The sequence below is a fragment of the Bacteroidota bacterium genome (genome assembly GCA_017303975.1).
GTDB lineage: Bacteria > Bacteroidota > Bacteroidia > JAFLBG01 > JAFLBG01 > JAFLBG01.
In genome coordinates, this window is record JAFLBG010000054.1 from 1 (window position 1) to 18,900 (window position 18,900).

Annotated in this window: 18 protein-coding genes; 13 read left to right on the forward strand and 5 right to left on the reverse strand. The window is 33.7% G+C overall.

The window, feature by feature from the left end; translation table 11 throughout:
• Nucleotides 1-188 precede the first annotated feature (188 nt).
• The 11 genes from J0M08_13650 (at nucleotide 189) to ttcA (ending at nucleotide 9,701) form a co-directional block, all read left to right on the forward strand.
• On the forward strand, nucleotides 189-1,232 hold the full coding sequence (locus J0M08_13650) for a beta-lactamase family protein (protein MBN8704107.1): 1,044 nt from the start codon (nucleotides 189-191) through the stop codon (nucleotides 1,230-1,232).
• Nucleotides 1,233-1,385: 153 nt separating this feature from the next.
• Nucleotides 1,386-2,351 (forward strand): NAD(P)-dependent alcohol dehydrogenase, encoded by a 966-nt coding sequence (locus J0M08_13655; protein ID MBN8704108.1) that lies wholly within the window; start codon nucleotides 1,386-1,388, stop codon nucleotides 2,349-2,351.
• A gap of 253 nt (nucleotides 2,352-2,604) precedes the next feature.
• Nucleotides 2,605-3,372, forward strand: a complete 768-nt coding sequence (locus J0M08_13660) for a hypothetical protein (GenBank protein ID MBN8704109.1) — start codon at nucleotides 2,605-2,607, stop codon at nucleotides 3,370-3,372.
• Nucleotides 3,372-4,415: a quinone-dependent dihydroorotate dehydrogenase gene (locus J0M08_13665; protein ID MBN8704110.1), complete on the forward strand. Its 1,044-nt coding sequence runs from the start codon at nucleotides 3,372-3,374 to the stop codon at nucleotides 4,413-4,415. Before J0M08_13660 ends, J0M08_13665 begins: the two co-directional genes overlap by 1 nt.
• Nucleotides 4,412-5,272 carry a hydroxymethylglutaryl-CoA lyase gene (locus J0M08_13670; GenBank protein ID MBN8704111.1) on the forward strand — a complete coding sequence of 287 codons (861 nt, stop codon included), beginning with the start codon at nucleotides 4,412-4,414 and terminating at the stop codon, nucleotides 5,270-5,272. The genes J0M08_13665 and J0M08_13670 overlap by 4 nt, the downstream gene beginning before the upstream one ends.
• An 11-nt stretch (nucleotides 5,273-5,283) precedes the next feature.
• The gene (locus J0M08_13675; GenBank protein ID MBN8704112.1) at nucleotides 5,284-5,790 is read left to right on the forward strand and encodes a DUF4442 domain-containing protein; all 507 of its coding nucleotides are present in this window, start codon (nucleotides 5,284-5,286) and stop codon (nucleotides 5,788-5,790) included.
• Nucleotides 5,766-6,014 (forward strand): DUF3820 family protein, encoded by a 249-nt coding sequence (locus J0M08_13680; protein ID MBN8704113.1) that lies wholly within the window; start codon nucleotides 5,766-5,768, stop codon nucleotides 6,012-6,014. Before J0M08_13675 ends, J0M08_13680 begins: the two co-directional genes overlap by 25 nt.
• A gap of 53 nt (nucleotides 6,015-6,067) precedes the next feature.
• Nucleotides 6,068-7,189, forward strand: a complete 1,122-nt coding sequence (locus J0M08_13685) for an acyl-CoA desaturase (protein MBN8704114.1) — start codon at nucleotides 6,068-6,070, stop codon at nucleotides 7,187-7,189.
• Between the two features lie 231 nt (nucleotides 7,190-7,420).
• Nucleotides 7,421-8,551 carry a DEAD/DEAH box helicase gene (locus J0M08_13690; GenBank protein MBN8704115.1) on the forward strand — a complete coding sequence of 377 codons (1,131 nt, stop codon included), beginning with the start codon at nucleotides 7,421-7,423 and terminating at the stop codon, nucleotides 8,549-8,551.
• A gap of 53 nt (nucleotides 8,552-8,604) precedes the next feature.
• The gene (locus J0M08_13695; GenBank protein MBN8704116.1) at nucleotides 8,605-8,793 is read left to right on the forward strand and encodes a cold shock domain-containing protein; all 189 of its coding nucleotides are present in this window, start codon (nucleotides 8,605-8,607) and stop codon (nucleotides 8,791-8,793) included.
• Nucleotides 8,794-8,906: 113 nt separating this feature from the next.
• Nucleotides 8,907-9,701 (forward strand): tRNA 2-thiocytidine(32) synthetase TtcA, encoded by a 795-nt coding sequence (gene ttcA / locus J0M08_13700; protein MBN8704117.1) that lies wholly within the window; start codon nucleotides 8,907-8,909, stop codon nucleotides 9,699-9,701.
• Here the strand turns inward: ttcA and J0M08_13705 are convergent.
• From J0M08_13705 to J0M08_13725, 5 genes are read right to left on the reverse strand one after another with little or no spacing between them, the layout of a single operon-like run.
• Nucleotides 9,698-10,075, reverse strand: a complete 378-nt coding sequence (locus J0M08_13705; GenBank protein ID MBN8704118.1) for a RidA family protein — start codon at nucleotides 10,073-10,075, stop codon at nucleotides 9,698-9,700. The genes ttcA and J0M08_13705 overlap by 4 nt on opposite strands.
• On the reverse strand, nucleotides 10,068-10,556 hold the full coding sequence (locus tag J0M08_13710) for a hypothetical protein (GenBank protein ID MBN8704119.1): 489 nt from the start codon (nucleotides 10,554-10,556) through the stop codon (nucleotides 10,068-10,070). Before J0M08_13710 ends, J0M08_13705 begins: the two co-directional genes overlap by 8 nt.
• A 3-nt stretch (nucleotides 10,557-10,559) precedes the next feature.
• Nucleotides 10,560-11,096, reverse strand: a complete 537-nt coding sequence (locus J0M08_13715) for an archaeosortase/exosortase family protein (GenBank protein MBN8704120.1) — start codon at nucleotides 11,094-11,096, stop codon at nucleotides 10,560-10,562.
• Between the two features lie 10 nt (nucleotides 11,097-11,106).
• A complete protein-coding gene (locus J0M08_13720; protein MBN8704121.1) occupies nucleotides 11,107-11,328 on the reverse strand; it encodes a hypothetical protein in 222 nt (73 codons plus the stop codon).
• Between the two features lie 18 nt (nucleotides 11,329-11,346).
• Nucleotides 11,347-15,348: a PKD domain-containing protein gene (locus J0M08_13725; protein ID MBN8704122.1), complete on the reverse strand. Its 4,002-nt coding sequence runs from the start codon at nucleotides 15,346-15,348 to the stop codon at nucleotides 11,347-11,349.
• 132 nt (nucleotides 15,349-15,480) lie between these two features.
• On the opposite strand from J0M08_13725, the gene J0M08_13730 reads away from it, so the two are divergent.
• Nucleotides 15,481-17,853, forward strand: coding sequence for a polysaccharide biosynthesis tyrosine autokinase (locus J0M08_13730; protein MBN8704123.1), 2,373 nt, complete (start codon nucleotides 15,481-15,483; stop codon nucleotides 17,851-17,853).
• A gap of 115 nt (nucleotides 17,854-17,968) precedes the next feature.
• Nucleotides 17,969-18,900: hypothetical protein (locus J0M08_13735; protein MBN8704124.1), on the forward strand; the 932-nt coding region annotated here is incomplete at its 3' end.

Sequence of the window (18,900 nt, forward strand, 5' to 3'; positions counted from 1 at the left end):
GTTCGGAGAATTGTGTTTTTTTCATTGTTGTTACCATTTAAAGTTAAATTTAAAAAACTGAACGCGCAGCTGTAGCTGCTTGTCGATTTTCTATTTTTAATTGGCTCAACTTTGGGGAAGCTTACACCTTTCCTACATTTTAAACTATTATATAAAACATAATCGGACCGATTAATGTTGATACCAATATGAAAGAAAAAGAAAATTTATTGCAAGCGGTTCTAGACAAAACCGTCAACGGTAAAAAAATATTTGGGGCTTCATTCGGTTTAAAAAAAGAAGGTTTTACTTGGTTTGGAGCTTCGGGTAATTTATCTACACAACAACCATTCTTCATTGCCAGTACTACAAAATTATTTACTACTGCTATTATTCTACACCTAAAGTCAAAAGGTAAATTAAAACTTGATGACAAAATTAGTATATATTTAGATAAGTCGATTATGACTGGCTTGCATAATTACAAAGGGAAAGACTATTCACACGATATATCTATAAAACATCTATTAGCGCACACATCGGGTCTTGCTGATTATTTTCAAGGAAAAGGAACAAACGGAAAAAGTTTGGAAGACGAATTAATTAGCGGTAATGACCAATTTTGGACTTTTGAACAAGCAATTGAAAGAACCAAAACGATGAAACCGCTTTTTATTCCGGGAGCAAAGGGCAAAGCAAATTATTCTGATGCCAATTTTCAGTTGCTCGGCAAAATCATTGACGTGATTACGAATAGATCCTATTCTACTAATTGCGATGAATTAATAATCAAACCTTTAAGTTTAACTAACACTTACTTGTACAACGACAAGAATGATACAACCCCGAAAACACTTTACTATAAAGCGAATGAACTCGTAATTCCTAAGGCTATGACATCATTTGGTGCAGACGGTGGCATAGTATCAACATCAGCCAATATGCTCATTTTTATTGAAGCTTTTTTTACAGGAAAGTTATTTCCCAAAGAGTACATAAACGATTTGCAAGAATGGAATAGAATATTTTTTCCAATGAAATCAGGTGTAGGTATTCATTTATTTAAACTTCCTTGGATTTTCAACCCAACTGGTGCTGTGCCTTATTTCATAGGTCATTCAGGCCTTTCTGGTGCATTAGCGTATTACAGCCCAAAAGAAAATCTGTTTGTAGTTGGAACAGTAAATCAAGTTGCACATCCCGACATTTCGTTCAAAACAATGATAAAGTTTGCGCGAATAGTGATGAAATAATAAGAAGCACTGCGTATGGCACACGTGAGGCTTGTTTGACGCTTAATATGTATATTGGTTTAAAATTATATGACTTAAATTTATTGCCGATAAGCCGACCTTAACTTAGTGATAAGGTTTTACCGAAAAGCAACTCAACAGAATAACTAAAATATGAAAGCGATTATATATACAAAATATGGAGCTCCAGAGGTTGCTAAATTAATGGAAGTTCCTAAACCAATACCGAAAGACAAAGAAGTATTGGTTAAAGTGTATGCATCAACAGTAAACCGCACCGACTCCGGATTCCGCAGTGCTGAATATTTTATATCACGATTTTGGAGTGGACTTTTAAGACCAAAGTGTCAAATATTGGGATCGGAGTTTGCGGGTATAATTGAAGAAGTTGGACAAGGTGTTACATTATTTAAAAAAGGAGATAAAGTTTTTGGGTTTAATGATAAGACTTTTGGAGGACACGGAGAATATTTGGCCATTGCTGAAACAGATGCCATTACGACAATGCCTGAAAACATTAGCTTTGAGAAAGCTGCTGCGATTACAGAAGGAGCTCATTATGCCTTAGTAGATATAAGAGCCGCAAAAGTTGCGCAAGGACAAAATGTTTTAGTGTATGGCGCAACTGGAGCAATTGGTTCAGCTGCAGTGCAATTATTAAAACATTTTGGTGCAATTGTAACTGCAGTATGCAATACAAAAAACGTAGAGCTTGTAAAATCTCTTGGAGCAGATACTGTTATTGATTATCAAACACAGGATTTTACGAGTACTGCAAATAAGTTTGAATTTATTTTTGATGCAGTTGGTAAAAGCTCATTTGGACAATGCAAACCTTTGTTAACCAACAAAGGGATTTACATTTCAACTGAATTGGGAAAGAATGGAGAGAATATACTTTTAGCACTTACCACACCTCTTGGGCGAGGCAAAAAGCTGTTATTCCCATTACCGGTTACAACTAAAGAAGATGTAATTTTTTTAAAAGAACTTGTTCAAAAAGGAGAATTTAATCCTGTAATTGACAGGCAGTATAAATTAGACCAAATTGTAGAGGCCTATAAATACGTTGAGTCAGGACAAAAAACGGGTAATGTGGTATTAAAAATTGTTGAATGAAAATAACAATTGTAAAAAAGTAATTAGAATGTTTTGAATTTAGCGTTTGCAATAATTTACACCACTTGGGATTATGTAGGTAATATTTTGCATGACTAATCCTAAAATCTCTAAAATCACTTCTTCGGTGTCTGTATATTCTCTAATTTCATTCTATGTACTTGTATATTTGTAAGTTTTCTCAAAAAGTAGAACAGGAAGGAAAGTAAGTTGGCTTTTTTGTATATTCATCATATAAATTTTATATCTAACAATGATTAGAAAGTATGTTTTTCTTTTTGCAATTTTTCCTATTGTAGTCAGTTCTCAAACATCAAGTAATTCGATAGATGTAACTTTGGAAAAGGGTATTTCACTGCTTGCCGATAAGAAGAAAGAAGAAGCTTGTATCTGCTTTTATAAGTCTAAAGAATTAGGCAGTAAAAAAGCTCAATCCTATTATGATGATAATTTTTGTGCGGATTTAGCCTTGGAGAAATACAAAGATGGACGTACGAAACTTAATTTGAAGCAATACGAAGAAGCGATGCCTTTTTTTAATGACGCAATTGCTTTGGCTGGCGATTCGGCCGCCTATAATAAACGAGGATTGTGCAATTTTATGCTATCTAATTACGATTCTGCATTAGCCGATTTTTCGAATGCTATAAAAGTAGCTGCAACAAATGCAAGCTATTACCATCACCGAGCACAAGTTTGGTTAGCTAAGAATGAATACCAACAAGCTTTTGATGATTGTTCAGAGAGTATTAAATTAAATCCAAAAGGAGAATCTGCTTATTTTACGCGCGCAGCTGCTGAAGAAGCAATGACTCAGCAGAATGCAGCCTTGTTCGATTACTCTGAAATTTTACGTATTAATCCTGCTAATGCTATTGCTTATTACAAGAGAGCAGTATTAAAAGAATCATTTTTGAACGATAGAAAAGCTTCTTGCGAAGATTACAATAAAGCTTTTGAATTGGGATATGAAGATGCTCAAGAGAACGTAAATCTTTGTAAAAAAATTAAGAAAAAATAATGTTATATAAATTTATCGTTCGTCCGATATTATTTTTGCAAAGTCCGGAGCAGGCGCACTACTTTACATTTCGTGCAATTAAGTTTGTAAGTAAAATACCTTTTGTTTCATCCATTTTTACCTCAATGTACTCATTTAATCATTCTGACTTGAATGTGCAAATAGGCAATTTAAGATTTAATAATCCGATTGGATTAGCGGCCGGATTTGATAAAAATGCAGTATTGGTAGATGAGTTTGCGAATCTAGGTTTTAGCCATGTGGAGATAGGTACTGTTACACCTAAACCTCAATCGGGTAATGACAAACCTCGACTATTTCGTTTGCCCCAAGACCAGGCCATTATAAACCGAATGGGTTTTAATAATGATGGTGCAGATGTAATTGCAGAACGATTAAAAAAAAGAAAATCTAAAATAATTGTTGGAGGTAATATTGGAAAAAACAAGGTTACTCCTAATGAAAATGCCATAGATGATTATGTGTATTGCTTTGAAAGATTATTTGATGTAGTGGATTATTTTGTGGTAAATGTAAGTTCGCCCAATACGCCTAATTTACGAGAGCTGCAAGAGAAAGAGCCTTTGAAAAATATTTTAGCAACACTCCAAAGCATAAACAATAAAAAAGTAAAAACGAAACCAATTTTTCTAAAAATTGCTCCGGATTTAACTGTTGGCCAGTTAGATGATATTGTGGAGATTGTACAAGAAACAAAAATTCAAGGCGTAATCGCTACCAATACTACCATTGCGCGTACTAATTTAAAAACAAACGAAGATGTAGTTAAATCAATGGGTGCAGGAGGGTTGAGTGGTAAGCCGCTAACAGAAAGAGCTACAGCAGTTATTAAATATATAAGTGAGAAATCCTCTAAATCGTTTGATATTATTGGAGTAGGAGGGATACTATCGGCAAATGATGCAATAGCTAAGTTAGATGCAGGTGCTAAATTGGTTCAACTTTATTCAGGCTATATATACGAAGGCCCGGGATTGGTGAAAAAAATTTGTATAGAATTGGCGCAAAAAAATAATAAATGAATACACAAATAAAAATTACCGAATGCCCTAGAGATGCTATGCAAGGGATTAAAAGTTATATTCCAACAACAGATAAAGTGCGTTATATCAACTCTCTGTTAAAGGTAGGTTTTGATACTCTTGATTTCGGAAGTTTCGTTTCTCCTAAAGCCATTCCCCAAATGGCAGATACGAAAGATGTTTTGGCGCAGTTGGATATGGGTAGCTCTAAAACTAAGTTGTTGGCAATCATAGCCAATTACCGAGGTGCGGAGGAAGCTGCTGCTTACGAACAAATAACTTATTTAGGCTTTCCATTTTCTATTTCTGAAACATTTCAAAAAAGAAATACCAATTCAACCATTGCCGAATCGATGGGTAGGGTAGAGGAGATTCAAAATTTATGTGTTAAAGCAAATAAGCAAATGGTAGTTTATATCTCGATGGCTTTTGGTAATTCATACAACGACCCATGGAATGCTGATATCGCAATAGAATGGACAGAGAAAATTGCTGAACGTGGAGTTAAAATATTTGCAATGGCAGATACTGTTGGCGTTTCAAATCCTGAGAATATTTCGTACTTATTTAAAAACATCATTCCAAAATTTCCTCAACTACAAATTGGTGCACATTTACATACAACTCCTACTACTTGGCGAGAGAAAATGGAAGCTGCATTAAATGCAGGTGTTACTAATTTTGATGCGGCATTAAAAGGTTATGGTGGTTGCCCAATGGCAGCAGATGATTTAACGGGTAATATGCCTACAGAAAATATAGTAGCTTTATTTGATGAAATGAAAATTTCGCACCATCTTAATAAAAATTATTTTTTAGATTCTATGCAAATAGCAGAGACTATTTTCCCACACTAAAACAAACGTACATGAACAAGTTAAATTGGTTGATTGAACAAGCAAAGAATTCTAATTTCTATTTGTGGTTGTTGAACCTAGTTGCTGCAAGGGTCGTACCTTTTAATCTGGCTCACTCGTTTAGAATAACTGCTATTACGAAGCAGTCTGTCGAGATTAAATTACCTTACAAAAAGGCAAATTTAAATCATATAAAAGGAATTCATGCATGCGCCCTTGCTACTTTATCAGAATACTGTACTGGCTTGGTTTTACTTTCGGCTATTGATGCAACTAAGTACCGAATCATTTTAAAGAACATTAATATTACCTATCATTATCAAGCAAAAACTGCTGTTCATGCAAAATTTGAGCTTACTCCGGAATGGATAGAAGCCAATGTTTTAGAGCCTTTAAAAACAAGTGATGCTGTTTTTAAAGAATTTAAAATTGAAACGCACGATGCCAGCAATAATCATATTTGTACTGGATTAATCAATTGGCAAATAAAACCATGGAAGAGCGTAAAAACAGTATAGGTTTCGATTCAACTATACTCCTAAAGCTAGTTTCTGTTAAAATGCCGTTTGGTAAATACTCCTCGAGCTTAATTTGCGATTTACCTGTTTCGTACTTAGAATGGTTTAATAGAAAGGGATTTCCAAGTGGGTCGTTAGGGATATATTTACAAACTATGTACGAGATTAAGTTAAATGGCTTGGAGTATCTATTGAAGCCGCTGAAGTCTTCTCCAAACAAATAATAAAGCAACTATTCTATTTTAATTGCGTACCTTTGCGGTGTTAAAAAAAGTATATGAGCACCACTCCTCTTATTCGATTTATAGATAAGGATAAAAATAAAATTCAATTTTATTCCACATTAAGAAAGCGTGTGGATTCCTACTTTAAGGATAATAATATGTCCAAGCATTACAATGCTGAAATGGTAATAAAAACCATCACTCTACTAGTTGGCTATTTTCTTCCATTTGCCTGTATTTTGTTTTTTACACCATCTTCTATGGGATTAAACTTGTTGTTGTGGTCTATTATGGGACTAGCTTTGGCAGGAATAGGTATGAGTGTTATGCACGATGCTAATCATGGAGCATATTCCTCTAGCAGTGCCGTAAATTATTGGTTGGGTAATACGCTTAATTTGTTAGGAGGTTCAGTTTTTAATTGGAAAATGCAACATAATATGCTCCATCATACCTATACTAATGTTGCAGGTTATGATGAGGATATTGAGGATAAGCTGATCATGCGTTTTTCGCCACATACTAAGCAAAAATGGTATAATAACTTTCAGTTTATTCATGCTTTTTTCTTTTATGGAATTACTTCTATTTATTGGACGTTACTGAAAGATTTTGTACAGTTTTATAGATACAAAAAAAGAGGGTTGAATGAGTATTCTAATGCAGAAAATGCAGCCATTTTCACAAAAATAGTACTAGTTAAAATTGTTTATTTTTTTGTTTTTATTTTTACACCAATTTACTTTTTTAATGTACCCGCCAGCTACCTAATAATAGGTTTTTTATTGATGCACTTTATTGCAGGGGTTATATTAACGGTTGTGTTTCAATTAGCACATACTGTTGATCAAACAACACATCCACTGCCTGATGAATCGGGAACAATAGAAAATAATTGGGCTGTGCACCAAATGAATACCACTGTTGATTTTTCTCGTTCTAATAAGCTGATATCGTGGTACGTAGGAGGGCTTAATTTTCAAGTAGAACATCACTTATTTCCTACTATTTGCCATGTTCATTATCCCGAAGTTTCCAAAATTGTGGAAGCCACCGCAAAGGAATTTGGCGTGCCCTTTTTAGAGAACGAAACACTGTTGGATGCATTGGCATCACATGTTAGAGCTTTAAAAAAATTCGGAAGATTACCGAAATTAAGTGAAGCCATTGTGTAACATCTGCGCATAATCGCACCTTCTAGCTCATTTTTATAGAGAATAGATAAACTCATTTTTACCAAAAGCTTGACTATTTCAATAATAGTGAGTACATTTGTATACTTTCTAGTAAAGATTGTATCTCAATCTAATTTGTAACACCCAATTACATTTAAGTTTTTTTACATCTTTATTTTAAAGATTAGAATTGTTTATAAGAATAATTCTAAAAACAAATTAAAATTTATAATGACATTTTCAGATTTACAACTTTCTACTTCTCTTGTTTCTACTTTACAAAAAAAAGGATATTTAGAACCAACACCTATTCAAGAGCAAGCTATTCCGCACATTTTAGCCGGAAAAGACTTGTTTGGATGCGCCCAAACCGGTACCGGAAAAACGGCAGCATTTGCTTTACCCTTGTTGCAGTTATTACAAACCAATAGAGTTGAAGAAGCAAAACCTACTATAAAAGCATTAATATTAGCCCCTACTAGAGAACTTGCATTGCAAATTAGCGATAGCTTTCACTCATATAGTAAAACATTAGGTATTACTCACTTTACCATATTTGGGGGATTACCTCAATTAGCACAAACTGTGGCGCTAAGAGCCGGTGTAGATATATTAATTGCTACTCCGGGTAGATTACTTGATTTATTAGATCAAGGCTATGTTAATTTGGAGAATGTTAGGCATTTTGTGCTCGATGAAGCAGATAGAATGCTTGATTTAGGCTTTATAACAGATATTGAAAAATTATTACATAGACTTCCCGAAAAAAAACAATCATTGTTCTTTTCGGCTACAGTAGCACCCGAAATCAAACGATTGGCAGATACTATCCTTGTTAATCCTGTAACTATTGCAGTTACACCAATTTCTTCAACAACAGAATTAGTGCAGCAATCTGTGTACTATGTAAAGAAAGAGAATAAACGAAGTTTGTTAAAATTCGTTCTTTCTGATAATACGATTAAGAATGCGCTGGTATTTACCAAAACAAAAAGCGGTGCAGAGCGTGTTGCAACAGAACTTACAAGAAGTGGAATAAACGCAGAAGCAATTCATGGCGATAAAACACAAGGCGCACGTATAAAGGCATTGAAAGGATTTAAAAACAATTCGATAAAAGTATTAGTAGCTACTGATATAGCCTCAAGAGGAATTGATGTAGATAAATTATCGCATGTTATAAATTATGAAATTCCGGAGCAAGCCGAAACCTATGTACATAGAATAGGACGTACCGGTAGAGCAGGAAGTTCAGGTATCGCAATGTCTTTTTGTACAAAAGAAGAGTTGCCTTATTTAAGAAGTATTAGTAAATTGATAAACAAAAACATTGATGTGGTTTCAAACCATCCCTTTGTTTAATAAAAGAGTCTCTCAATAATTAAAATAAATAATAACAACAAAAACACAACAAAATGAAAAACGGAACAGTTAAGTTTTTTAACGAAACAAAAGGATTTGGATTTATTAAAGAAGATGGCGGACAAGAAATATTTGTTCACGTATCAGGAATTAAACAACCTATTCGTGAGAACGACAAAGTAACTTTTGAAGTTCAAGAAGGCAAAAAAGGATTAAACGCAGTTAACGTAAAACTTGCTTAAGTAAGTTAAAGTACATACTAGTTTTAATACCAATTAATTCAAATGTAAAGTGGGATCAATCTTTAAGATTGTTCCCACTTTTTGTATTTTTAGCACACTAAAAAATATTTTTTGTGAATCTATCTATTTCCCCATCGGTTGAAAAATCTGTATTTGAGAAGCAGCGCTATACGCTTAGAAAATCTGTATGGAATGCAATAGAAGATTTTTCCATGATTGTTCCCGGAGATAAGGTAATGGTTTGCCTTTCCGGAGGAAAAGACAGTTTTACCATGTTGGATATGCTAATGCATGTGAAGATTGCCATGAAAAATGAAATTGATATTATTGCTGTTAACCTAGACCAAAAGCAGCCTGATTTCCCTGAACATATACTACCGGCTTATTTAGCAGAATTGGGAGTAGAATATAAAATTGTAGAGCGAGACACGTACAGCATTGTAAAAGAAAAAGTGCCCGAAGGGAAAACAATGTGCAGTCTTTGTTCTAGACTACGAAGAGGAATTTTGTATGATGTAGCCTCCGATTTAAAAGCAACCAAAATTGCATTGGGACATCATAGGGAAGATATTTTGGAGACTTTTTTTCTAAACATGTTTTTTAGCGGAAAACTAGAAGCAATGCCGGCTAAATTTAAAACAGACGATAACAGGCACATTGTTATTCGGCCATTGGCGTATTGTAAAGAAGCGGATATAGCCAACTACGCCCAAATGAGAGCGTTTCCTATAATACCTTGTAATTTGTGCGGTTCACAGGAGAATATGCAGCGCAAAGTGATTAAAAATATGATGTTGGAGTGGGAGCAAAAATATCCCGATAGAAAAGAAATAATTTATACTTCCTTAAAAAATATTCACCCGTCACACTTATTTGATACTAATTTGTTCGATTTTAAGAGTATCTAAACGACAGCAATAACTGATATTTCAACGTTTACGTTAAGTGGTAGTTTTGAAACTTGCACTGTTTCTCGTGCAGGAAAATTACCTTTAAAATAAGAACCATATACTTCATTTACCGTAGCAAAGTCGTTCATGTCCGTTAAGAAAATGGTTGTTTTTACTACATTTTCAAAATTCATTCCCGCTTCGGTTAAGATACTTTTTAAATTTTCCATTACCTGTGCTGTTTGCGCAGATATAGAAGATAATACCATTTCACCGCTTGCTTTTTTAGCAACTTGCCCAGATACAAATAAAAATCCATTTGCCTTAACAGCGTGGCTGTATGGCCCGATAGGGGCAGGGGCATTGGTAGATGTTATAACTTGTTTATTCATTCGTGTGTTTTTTTAAATTGGTAAATGCCAGTAACGCTCCAAATATAATTATTACAATAATTGGAGTTTGTATAATGCCTAAAATATAACGAGAAAGAGTATATCCCCATTCTTTGTTAAACAGTTCATATATAAATAAATAAACGGCAATTCCTGCACAAGAAAATATAGAAAACAATACGATGATAAATTTATCGAATTGTTTACTCGAAAAAATATATCTACACGATAGTAAAACAAGCAAAAAGTATAAAATAATAAATAGAACAGTGAAAAAATATTTTACGAGGTACATTGTTTTTATACTTACATCCTTATAAATAGTAAGAAAGAAAGAATGCACTCCTTTGGCGTAAAGATTATAGGAATCCGGATGAAGTGCTAGATAAATAGAATAGTTTGTATTTACAAATATAAAATCTCTTAGGTATCCTAATAATACAACAGAAATAACTATGAGAACAATTGCAATCTTCTTCAACCTTTAAATAGTTTTTAGTTTCTTTCCTGAAAATTTATTTATCCAAATAATCCACAAGCAGAAAATAACTCCATATATAATTACATTAAAAATATAGGTGTGATTAAATTCCGTCCACTCTGGAAAGTTTAGTTGTACTATTGCAAGTCCTACCACACGCGCAATGTTAAGTACATGAATTAATCCAATTCCAATAGGAATAAAAAAAAACTTTTTGAAAAATTTACCAGGATAGGCAATAATAAATATGGCAAATAAAGAGAAAAGCTCGATTCCGTTGCATTTGTCTCCAATCCACAATCCATTTGTGCCATCTATCCCCAATAGCCTATCATAACCGGAATAGGTTTTAAAGCCCAATGAATTTAAAATGCTTTCGCTGGTAGAAATAGTGTTGTCAACAACAAACAAATCAACAACCTGGAGTGGCTTTATGAAAAATTCGTAAAGAATATACCAAGATGTGTATAACAAAAATGCTATAACAACAAATCTGTAAAGTGGATTAGATTTTATTGTTGCAAAAAAGCTACGAATCAAAATAACTTAATCAGGAGTTTGTGCTATTGTTTTTGTTATATAGTTTTTTACCCGCTAGCGCTATTCCTGCAGCAGCTAAAAAGGTAATTCCTCCATCCAATGGAATTCCACATGGAGGCGGCCAACAAGGAGGCCCACCTGGAGGAGGAGGTTGTGATACAGATGACTTTATGCCGATAAAGGTTACTAATGCAATTAGGGCTATTAGTGATTTTATAGTTGTACTTTTCATTATAATCTTTGTACTAAATTAATAGTTTATAATTTTTTTAACTAATATTTTTTCTTTCGACTCAATTTTTAATAAATAAAATTGCTCTGAGCTATTGTTTAAATTAAGTGCTACTTTTTGATTTCTGATTTTAAGTGATTCTGTTTTATATACTACTTGTCCTAGCGTGTTTAGTGCTGTAATAGTAATGTTTTCGTCTGTTGGGTAGTTAAATGTTAAATACACTTTGTTGTTATCATAGGAAACAATTGGTTCCGGACTTAAAATAAAACTATTTACAGATAGTGGATTAGCAAAAACAGAAACAAATGATGTCATGGTATCCAAGGACATACAATTTGGATTTTCTACAATTAGTGTAACAGGATACACACCAGTAGCAGTATAGGTGTGCGTTGGATTTAGGTTGGTAGAAGTTGCTCCGTCACCAAAAGACCAATTAAATACTGTTGCATTTGTTGAAGTGTTGAAAAAATTAACATTCGCTCCGTTAGATAAATAAAGAGTGTCGTTGCTCGAATTGAAAACAGCATTTGCTTGTGCAGAATAATCTAATGTAAGCATTGCTGTGTCTGCTCCATAGCTACAAGATGCAAGAGAGTAAATAGATACATAGTAATTGCCTGGAGTTGCATTTGTAAGTGTATCTGGAGTAGAAGAATTATTTGTTTGTCTAACTATTGTACCTGTTGAATCTTTCCAAATATATTTCCACGGACCATTGCTAGTAGGAGTAACAGCAACCATACCATCATTCATTGAAGAACAAGAAGGATTCGTATAATTTACAGATGAAGCAATTAGTTGAGGAGATGTAAAGTGTATGAAAAATCTTGGAGTGGCTGTACTATCTGCGATATAGAATGAGTAAGTTGTATTTACTTTTAAGTCAGTAAATGTATTTGTTAACTTATCTTCTAAAATTGCACAATAGTTATTTGACAAAGCTGATAAATCAAAATTTAAAGTATAATTGCCGGATATTGCAACCTTAGCTCTAATTGGAACAACTAAACTTGCTGCTGTATCTGGAAGCATATTAGATGCCATATCTTGGTTATTTAATGCAACTGATGCCAAATGTGGTGCTCCTTGGGTGTAGGAGTATACTTTCCATCCATCTTCGCCTCTTACAAAATTTGAATTTGCAGTAGGAGTAAAACCTACTAAAAGTTCATCAGAATACGTATTTATCGAACTGGTTAATTTTGCTTTTAAAAAAGGTATTTGAGTGATGCTTGTTTTTAGAAAGTTATTGTCAATTGTAGATGCTTTGTCATCCTCGTCAAATTGAACAGAACCTCCTGCTGCATTATCGCATGTAACCCAAAATGCTTGGGAGCTTGCAATATTGCCAGTGGCTCCGTTGGTTCCTGCAGCACCATTCCAATGTGCATAATTTCCGCTTCCCTCATCATAAATATCGTATTGTTGTAAAACGTTTGTTCTTGTAAGATTATTAAATACTATGGAGGATGGGTATGGGTTGGCAATAAGGTTGTAACCCTCAAAACCATCATCACAACCATTAGAGCATGTAACGTTTGTTGACTGAGTACCTGAAATAATATTTCCGGTCATATCAGCCGCAAAAGCGGTCATATTCTGACCTGGGGAATTATCGCCAACATAACAAATAAATCCTTTTCCTAAAACGCTTCCGTTATCAAAGGAGGTAGGGTTGGTAATATTGGTAGCAGCAGTGTAAGCATTTGTATAAGCCGGTCCATTTACCTGTGTTTCATCAAAAGTATAAACTGTAACAGTATTACCTGCGTTTCCTGCACCTGTAAATCCACTCATAGCAAAATCATCCATCCATTCTGCTAGTGTTTGTCCTTGAATAGGGCACCCTAATTGTCGCCAGTCTGTTTTATCGCTTATGTATCTTTCGAGTGTAACTTGCCCGCTAAAATTAGAAGGTGTTGCACCTAAATCTGCAATTTGAGCAGTTTTTGTAGCCGAAGATTTTATTGTAAAAGTTTTATCGTTTGAGGCTCCATCTGCATCAAACAGAGATCCACTTGTAAGTGTGAAAAGATTTTCAAGTGCAACTGTACCTTCATTAAAAGTTGTATTCCCTCCTGTTGTACTCACAATTATGTCATGAAAAGTTGTTGGAGAGGCTGACCCACTGATATTTTGATTGGCACTGCCATCAAAAGTAACTGTGCCACTTGAATGGGTAAATGTAGCATTGTTAACAAAATTTCCTCCTATAGTAATTGTTTGAGCATTTAAGTCAAAGGTTCCTGCAGAAATGGTAAGATTGCCATTTACATCAAAACCTGCTGTTGCAGTTTTGGTATTAGAACCGGAAATAGTTAAATGATGATAGCTTCCAGGAGCAGCGATATTTTGAGTAGTTCCGTTAAAATTAACCGTACTACCTGTTTGACAACTAAAAGTTCCAAATCCTGTTGGTGTAGAAGATGTTCCGCCTACTTCGAATGTTGCACCATTGTCAACTTGAAAAGTGGCGGTTCCATTACCCGCAATTGCAAAACCTCCATTGTCAAATATTCCTGTTTGAACAGATATATTACCTAAAATATTTGAAGCTGTAACGGCTGCTGCCAATGTAGCTCCGTTAGTACCTGTATTGTTAAGTTGTAAATCATTATAGGTTGCCCCAGCCAAAAGCGGAACAGTTTGATCGGATGTTCCATTAAAATTAATTGTGCTATTAACTACAGTATATGAATTAGAGCCAGGAGTGTAGGTGCCTGCAATTCCAATAGTACCGGTATTTCCCATTACCCTTGCTCCAGAATTTGAGGAGGTAAGGTTGTAGTAATTCAATGGAAATATAGTTTGAGAACCACTACCGTTATAATCAACTGTTGAGCCAGTTTGTAAAGTTACAAAAGTAAAACCTGTAGGGAATGTTGAAGATACACCTGCTAGTGTAAAAGTACAACCGTTATTAACTTGGAATGTTTTTCCAGTATTTCCTGTGATTGAAAAACCTCCATTAGAGAAAATGCCGGTTTGAACAATTAAATCTCCAGCAACCAAGGTGGTATTAATTGCCTGACCTAGTGCAATACCGCTAGTATGAGTATTGTTAAAGGTTAAGTTATTGAAGGTGGCGCCTGTCCTAGATCCAAAGGATAAAGTTTGGGCTGCTGTTCCATTAAAATTTACAGTATTGTTTGTAGCCACAATTGTATTTGTACCCGCGCCAGCAAAAGTTAAGCTTCCTGCAATACCAATTGTACCTCCATTTACCAATGTTTTAGTTCCTGAGGAACCAATTGTTAAATTATTATAGTTAAATGCAGGAATTGTTTGAGTCCCAGTTCCAGAAAATTCTATTGTACTTCCAGTTGTTGTATAAGAATTAGTACCTGGAGTAAAACATGTTGCACTATTGTTTTTTAAAATAATACTTGTAGAGTTATCAAGTACCCTAGCTCCAGTTCCACTTGAGATTAGTTTGCCATATGTGCCCGCAACTATTGTTTGGGATCCAGAACCACTGTATTCAACTGTACTATTAGTTAATCCAATTGAAATGGTAGAGTTTAGAGAATTTAAGATAAAATCTCCTTCAATTCTCAAAGTACTTTGGTTAGCAATTGTCAGGGTCGGAACTTCATTGTCATCGTCACTATTAAAATAAACATCTCCTTGAATTGTTAAAAAACAAGTAGTACTAATAGATGTTTTAAGTTCGGGAAAAGTATTGTTGCCATTAGCATTTATTTGGGATAAATGGACATCTCCGCTTACAGTAAAAGATATTCCGGCATTTACAACAAGTGTTGCGTATCCATTTGCATTAGCATCAGCCTGAACAGTTGCTGAGGTAACAGATGTTGCAATATCAATATTTACAGCATCTCCATCAAGAATTAGTATGTCATCGGATGAGGTAGGTATTACTCCTCCTTGCCAAGTACCAGAGGAATTAAAGCTTCCCCCACCTGTACCATTACTAGAAATAGTAGCTGAGGTGGAACTTAAGCTATAAAATACGGCAGTAGTTAATGTAAGTAGGTATAAAATTTTTCTCATCTTTAAAATAGATTTGTTAGTCGATGTTTAATTTAAATTAGAAGGAGTGAAAATACTCCTTTTTTATACTTTTACCAAAAAAACATATTAACTAAAAGTATTTCTATATTTGTCATTAAAATTTCTTCCAACTTGAATCAGAATAAACAATCTCAGTTAGTAGATATTGATGACTTAAAATTAATATTAAGGGTTTTTTTAGCCAATTGGTATGTAATTTTAGGCGCTGTTGTAATATCTTACTTTATAGCCTCTGTTTATACTTACAAGCTTACGGATATATATGCTGCCAGAACACAAATACTGCTGAAGTCAAATGATCAGTATAATAAGCAGAGTTTGATTTCTGAAAACTTTAATTATTACCAATCTTACATGGATAACTCTAATGAAATGAGGGTTATGCGTTCGTTTGATTTAATTAAGGAAAGTCTTACCAAGCTTAATCTAGATGTTTCTTATTTTATTGTCGGAAGACTAAAAACTACAGAAATGTTTGAAAGCACACCATTTTATGTGAAAGTGTTTTCAATTAACCCATCACTTTACGAAGAATTTCTAAAGTTTAGAATTATAAATCCCGAAAAGTATGAGATTAGCTATTTGAGAGATGGTTTGGAGCAAACAAAAGTTGGTTATTTTGGTAAAGAATTTATTGATCCTGATTTTAAATTTTTAGTAACAAAAACTGGTACTATCAATTCAGAATCTATTGATTACTTAAAAGCAACAGAGTATAAAATACAGATTCATGATATTCAAAACTTAATATACAAGTATCAAGCTTCTATTTCTGTTGAAAATCCTGAATACACAAATATTTTACAAGTTACAGTAGAAGATGAAGTTCCGGGAAGGGCTGTGCTTTTTTTAGATACACTTGCTAAAGTCTATATTGAGAATACACTAAAATCGAGATTTGATGTTAATAGAAATACGATTAGTTATATAGAAAGACAAATGTCGGAAGTTACAACTATACTTAACAGTATAGAAGATACTATGCAGGATTACAAGGAGAATAAAGCCATTTTAGATTTGACGAAAGAAGAACAGGATTATTTTACTAAGATTAGTTCGTTTGATACTCGAAAATCTGAAATTAAATTGCAGTTGGAAGCAATGAGTGATTTGGAAAAATATATTATTGAAGATAAAGACCCTGCTTTTTTGCCTCCTTCGGCATATTTGGTAAACGGAGATCATTTCTTAACAGAAAGTGTTGCAAAGTTGTATTCGTTTCAAATTCAGAAGAATAGTGTTTTGTCAGGATCAACAGAGAAAAGCTTTCCAATTCAAGAACTTGATCAGAATATTAGCAAATTAAAAGCTAATGTTTTGACTTATATATCTAATTTGAGAAATGCGCTAAGTTCTCGTTTAGAAAATATTGAAATTGAAATTGGGCGTTATGTTTCAGGAATTAAGTCGATACCGCAAAAGCAGCGCGATTTGGTTAATATTCAGCGACAACTTGATATTAATGAAAAAATGTATGTTTTTTTATTAGAAAGAAGGTCGAGCGCAATTATTGCCAAGGCTTCTATTGTTCCGGAAACTAGAATTATTGAATCTGCTAGATCGATTGGTGTTGTAAGACCTAATAAAACGAAGATAGCCTATACTTTTGTTGGCATTGCTGTTGGTATAGCACTGTTGTTTATTTTTATAAGAAGTGTTTTGTTTATGAAAATAGAAAGCTTAGAACAATTAAAGAAGAATACTACAGTTCCGATTTTTGGAGAAATAATTTATTCCGATTTAGCAAAAGATTCTTATATAGTTGTGGATGCAGATCCGAAATCGTTGATTACAGAGTCGTTTAGAACTGTTCGAACTAATTTGGAGTATGTAGGATCATCAACATCTAGATCAAAAACGATTCTAGTTACATCAAATAATCCTGGAGAGGGTAAAACTTTTTGTTCGATTAACTTGGCTGTAATTATTGCAAAGGCCGGTAAAAAAGTAATGCTTATTGAACTTGATTTACATAAACCTAAAGTTCAGGTTGGTTTAAAAATGACCTCAGACATTGGAGTGAGCAACATTTTAATTGGAAAGGCAGATGTTAAAGATTGTATATTGCATTCGGCCTACGAAAATCTGGATGTTATTTTGTCCGGACCTAATCCTCCAAATGCATCAGAGCTTATTTTGAGTCCTAAGTTGGAAGAAATGCTTAATTATACAAAAGAACAGTATGATTATATTATTATAGATACGGCTCCTGTAGGCCTTATTTCTGATGCATTAATAATTATGAAACAAACTGACGCTGTTCTATTTGTAGCGAATACCAAATTTGCTTCAAAACAAACAATAAAAGATTCTAACGATATAATATTAACCAATAAAATGAAAAACGTTGGGTATGTATTAAACTCGGTAAAGCAAAAGAAATCTCGTTATTATTACAATCGCTATGGTTATGGCTACGGTTATGGATATGGTAGTTATGGTGGATATACCTACGGTTACGGTGGTTCAGAAAAGAAATCTTAATTATTTTGGATAAAATAGGGTAAATATTACTGTTAGGTTCAGCATCATCTAAATGTCCACAATGTAAGAACGTAAAAGCTTTTAATTGTACTATTCTTCTGTATACATTCAATAAATGATTCCCAAAAATAGTTTAATTGTATCATACTATTTTCCCCCTAGCATAATGGTTGGAGGGAGGCGTTGGGCAAAATTTTCTAAATATCTTAACAGAGATAAAACAACACCCATTTGGGTGTTAACTTTTGATAGTACATCGGCTTTTGTTGGCCCCTGGAATGAAGATATTACTGGATTGGAAAAAAAAATTACACGGATTCCACTAAAAGTAGCTCCATATTTTAAAAGAAAAATAACATCGTCAAGCCTTGCACACAAAGTAAAATTTAAAGCTTCGTATTATTTGCATAAATCATTTCTGCCATTTACAAAAGGAGATTCGAGCGATTTGGTTTGCGACTATAAAACAGAAATTATTTCAGCTATTAAAAAAATAGTTGTTGAGAAAAATATAACCACAATTATTGTTACCGGAGCACCTTTTAGATTATGTTATTATGCGGCATTAGTAAAGGAGACATTTTGTCCTTCAGTAAATTTAATTGTAGACTATAGAGATTTTTGGATTGAAGGAAGTGTTTTTGAGAGACTATCCCAAAAAAGAAAAAAACAAGAATTGCAATTTGAACAGAAAGTAGTAGAACAAGCTAATACTATTTTAGCTGTAAATACAATGATATTAGATAGAATCAAAAAGCACCATCCTTCTGTTTTAGACTCAAAACTTATTGAATTGCCACATGCTTATGACCCCGAAGATTTGCCTACAGTTAATTACGATTTAAAGAATGAAAACGATCTTACTGTACGAATGATTTATGCAGGTTCATTGTATCCCAATATGGAATTTTCAATTCAATTATTATGTAAGAGTATTCGTGTTCTTTTGAGCAAAGGCTATTGTCCAAGGGTTGATATTTATTCTTACACTAATTTTTATAAAGATATATTTGAAAAGGAGGGCGTGGCGGAATATGTTTTTTATCA

What these genes read in the sequence shown, in the direction of transcription:
- J0M08_13690 (MBN8704115.1), top strand. Translation starts at nt 7,421, where the DNA reads ATGACATTTTCAGATTTACAACTTTCTACTTCTCTTGTTTCTACTTTA.
- J0M08_13660 (MBN8704109.1), top strand. Translation starts at nt 2,605, where the DNA reads ATGATTAGAAAGTATGTTTTTCTTTTTGCAATTTTTCCTATTGTAGTC.
- J0M08_13650 (MBN8704107.1), top strand. Translation starts at nt 189, where the DNA reads ATGAAAGAAAAAGAAAATTTATTGCAAGCGGTTCTAGACAAAACCGTC.
- J0M08_13685 (MBN8704114.1), top strand. Translation starts at nt 6,068, where the DNA reads ATGAGCACCACTCCTCTTATTCGATTTATAGATAAGGATAAAAATAAA.
- J0M08_13675 (MBN8704112.1), top strand. Translation starts at nt 5,284, where the DNA reads ATGAACAAGTTAAATTGGTTGATTGAACAAGCAAAGAATTCTAATTTC.
- J0M08_13695 (MBN8704116.1), top strand. Translation starts at nt 8,605, where the DNA reads ATGAAAAACGGAACAGTTAAGTTTTTTAACGAAACAAAAGGATTTGGA.
- J0M08_13655 (MBN8704108.1), top strand. Translation starts at nt 1,386, where the DNA reads ATGAAAGCGATTATATATACAAAATATGGAGCTCCAGAGGTTGCTAAA.
- J0M08_13705 (MBN8704118.1), bottom strand. Translation starts at nt 10,075, where the DNA reads ATGAATAAACAAGTTATAACATCTACCAATGCCCCTGCCCCTATCGGG.
- J0M08_13720 (MBN8704121.1), bottom strand. Translation starts at nt 11,328, where the DNA reads ATGAAAAGTACAACTATAAAATCACTAATAGCCCTAATTGCATTAGTA.
- J0M08_13670 (MBN8704111.1), top strand. Translation starts at nt 4,412, where the DNA reads ATGAATACACAAATAAAAATTACCGAATGCCCTAGAGATGCTATGCAA.
- J0M08_13680 (MBN8704113.1), top strand. Translation starts at nt 5,766, where the DNA reads ATGGAAGAGCGTAAAAACAGTATAGGTTTCGATTCAACTATACTCCTA.
- J0M08_13725 (MBN8704122.1), bottom strand. Translation starts at nt 15,348, where the DNA reads ATGAGAAAAATTTTATACCTACTTACATTAACTACTGCCGTATTTTAT.
- J0M08_13665 (MBN8704110.1), top strand. Translation starts at nt 3,372, where the DNA reads ATGTTATATAAATTTATCGTTCGTCCGATATTATTTTTGCAAAGTCCG.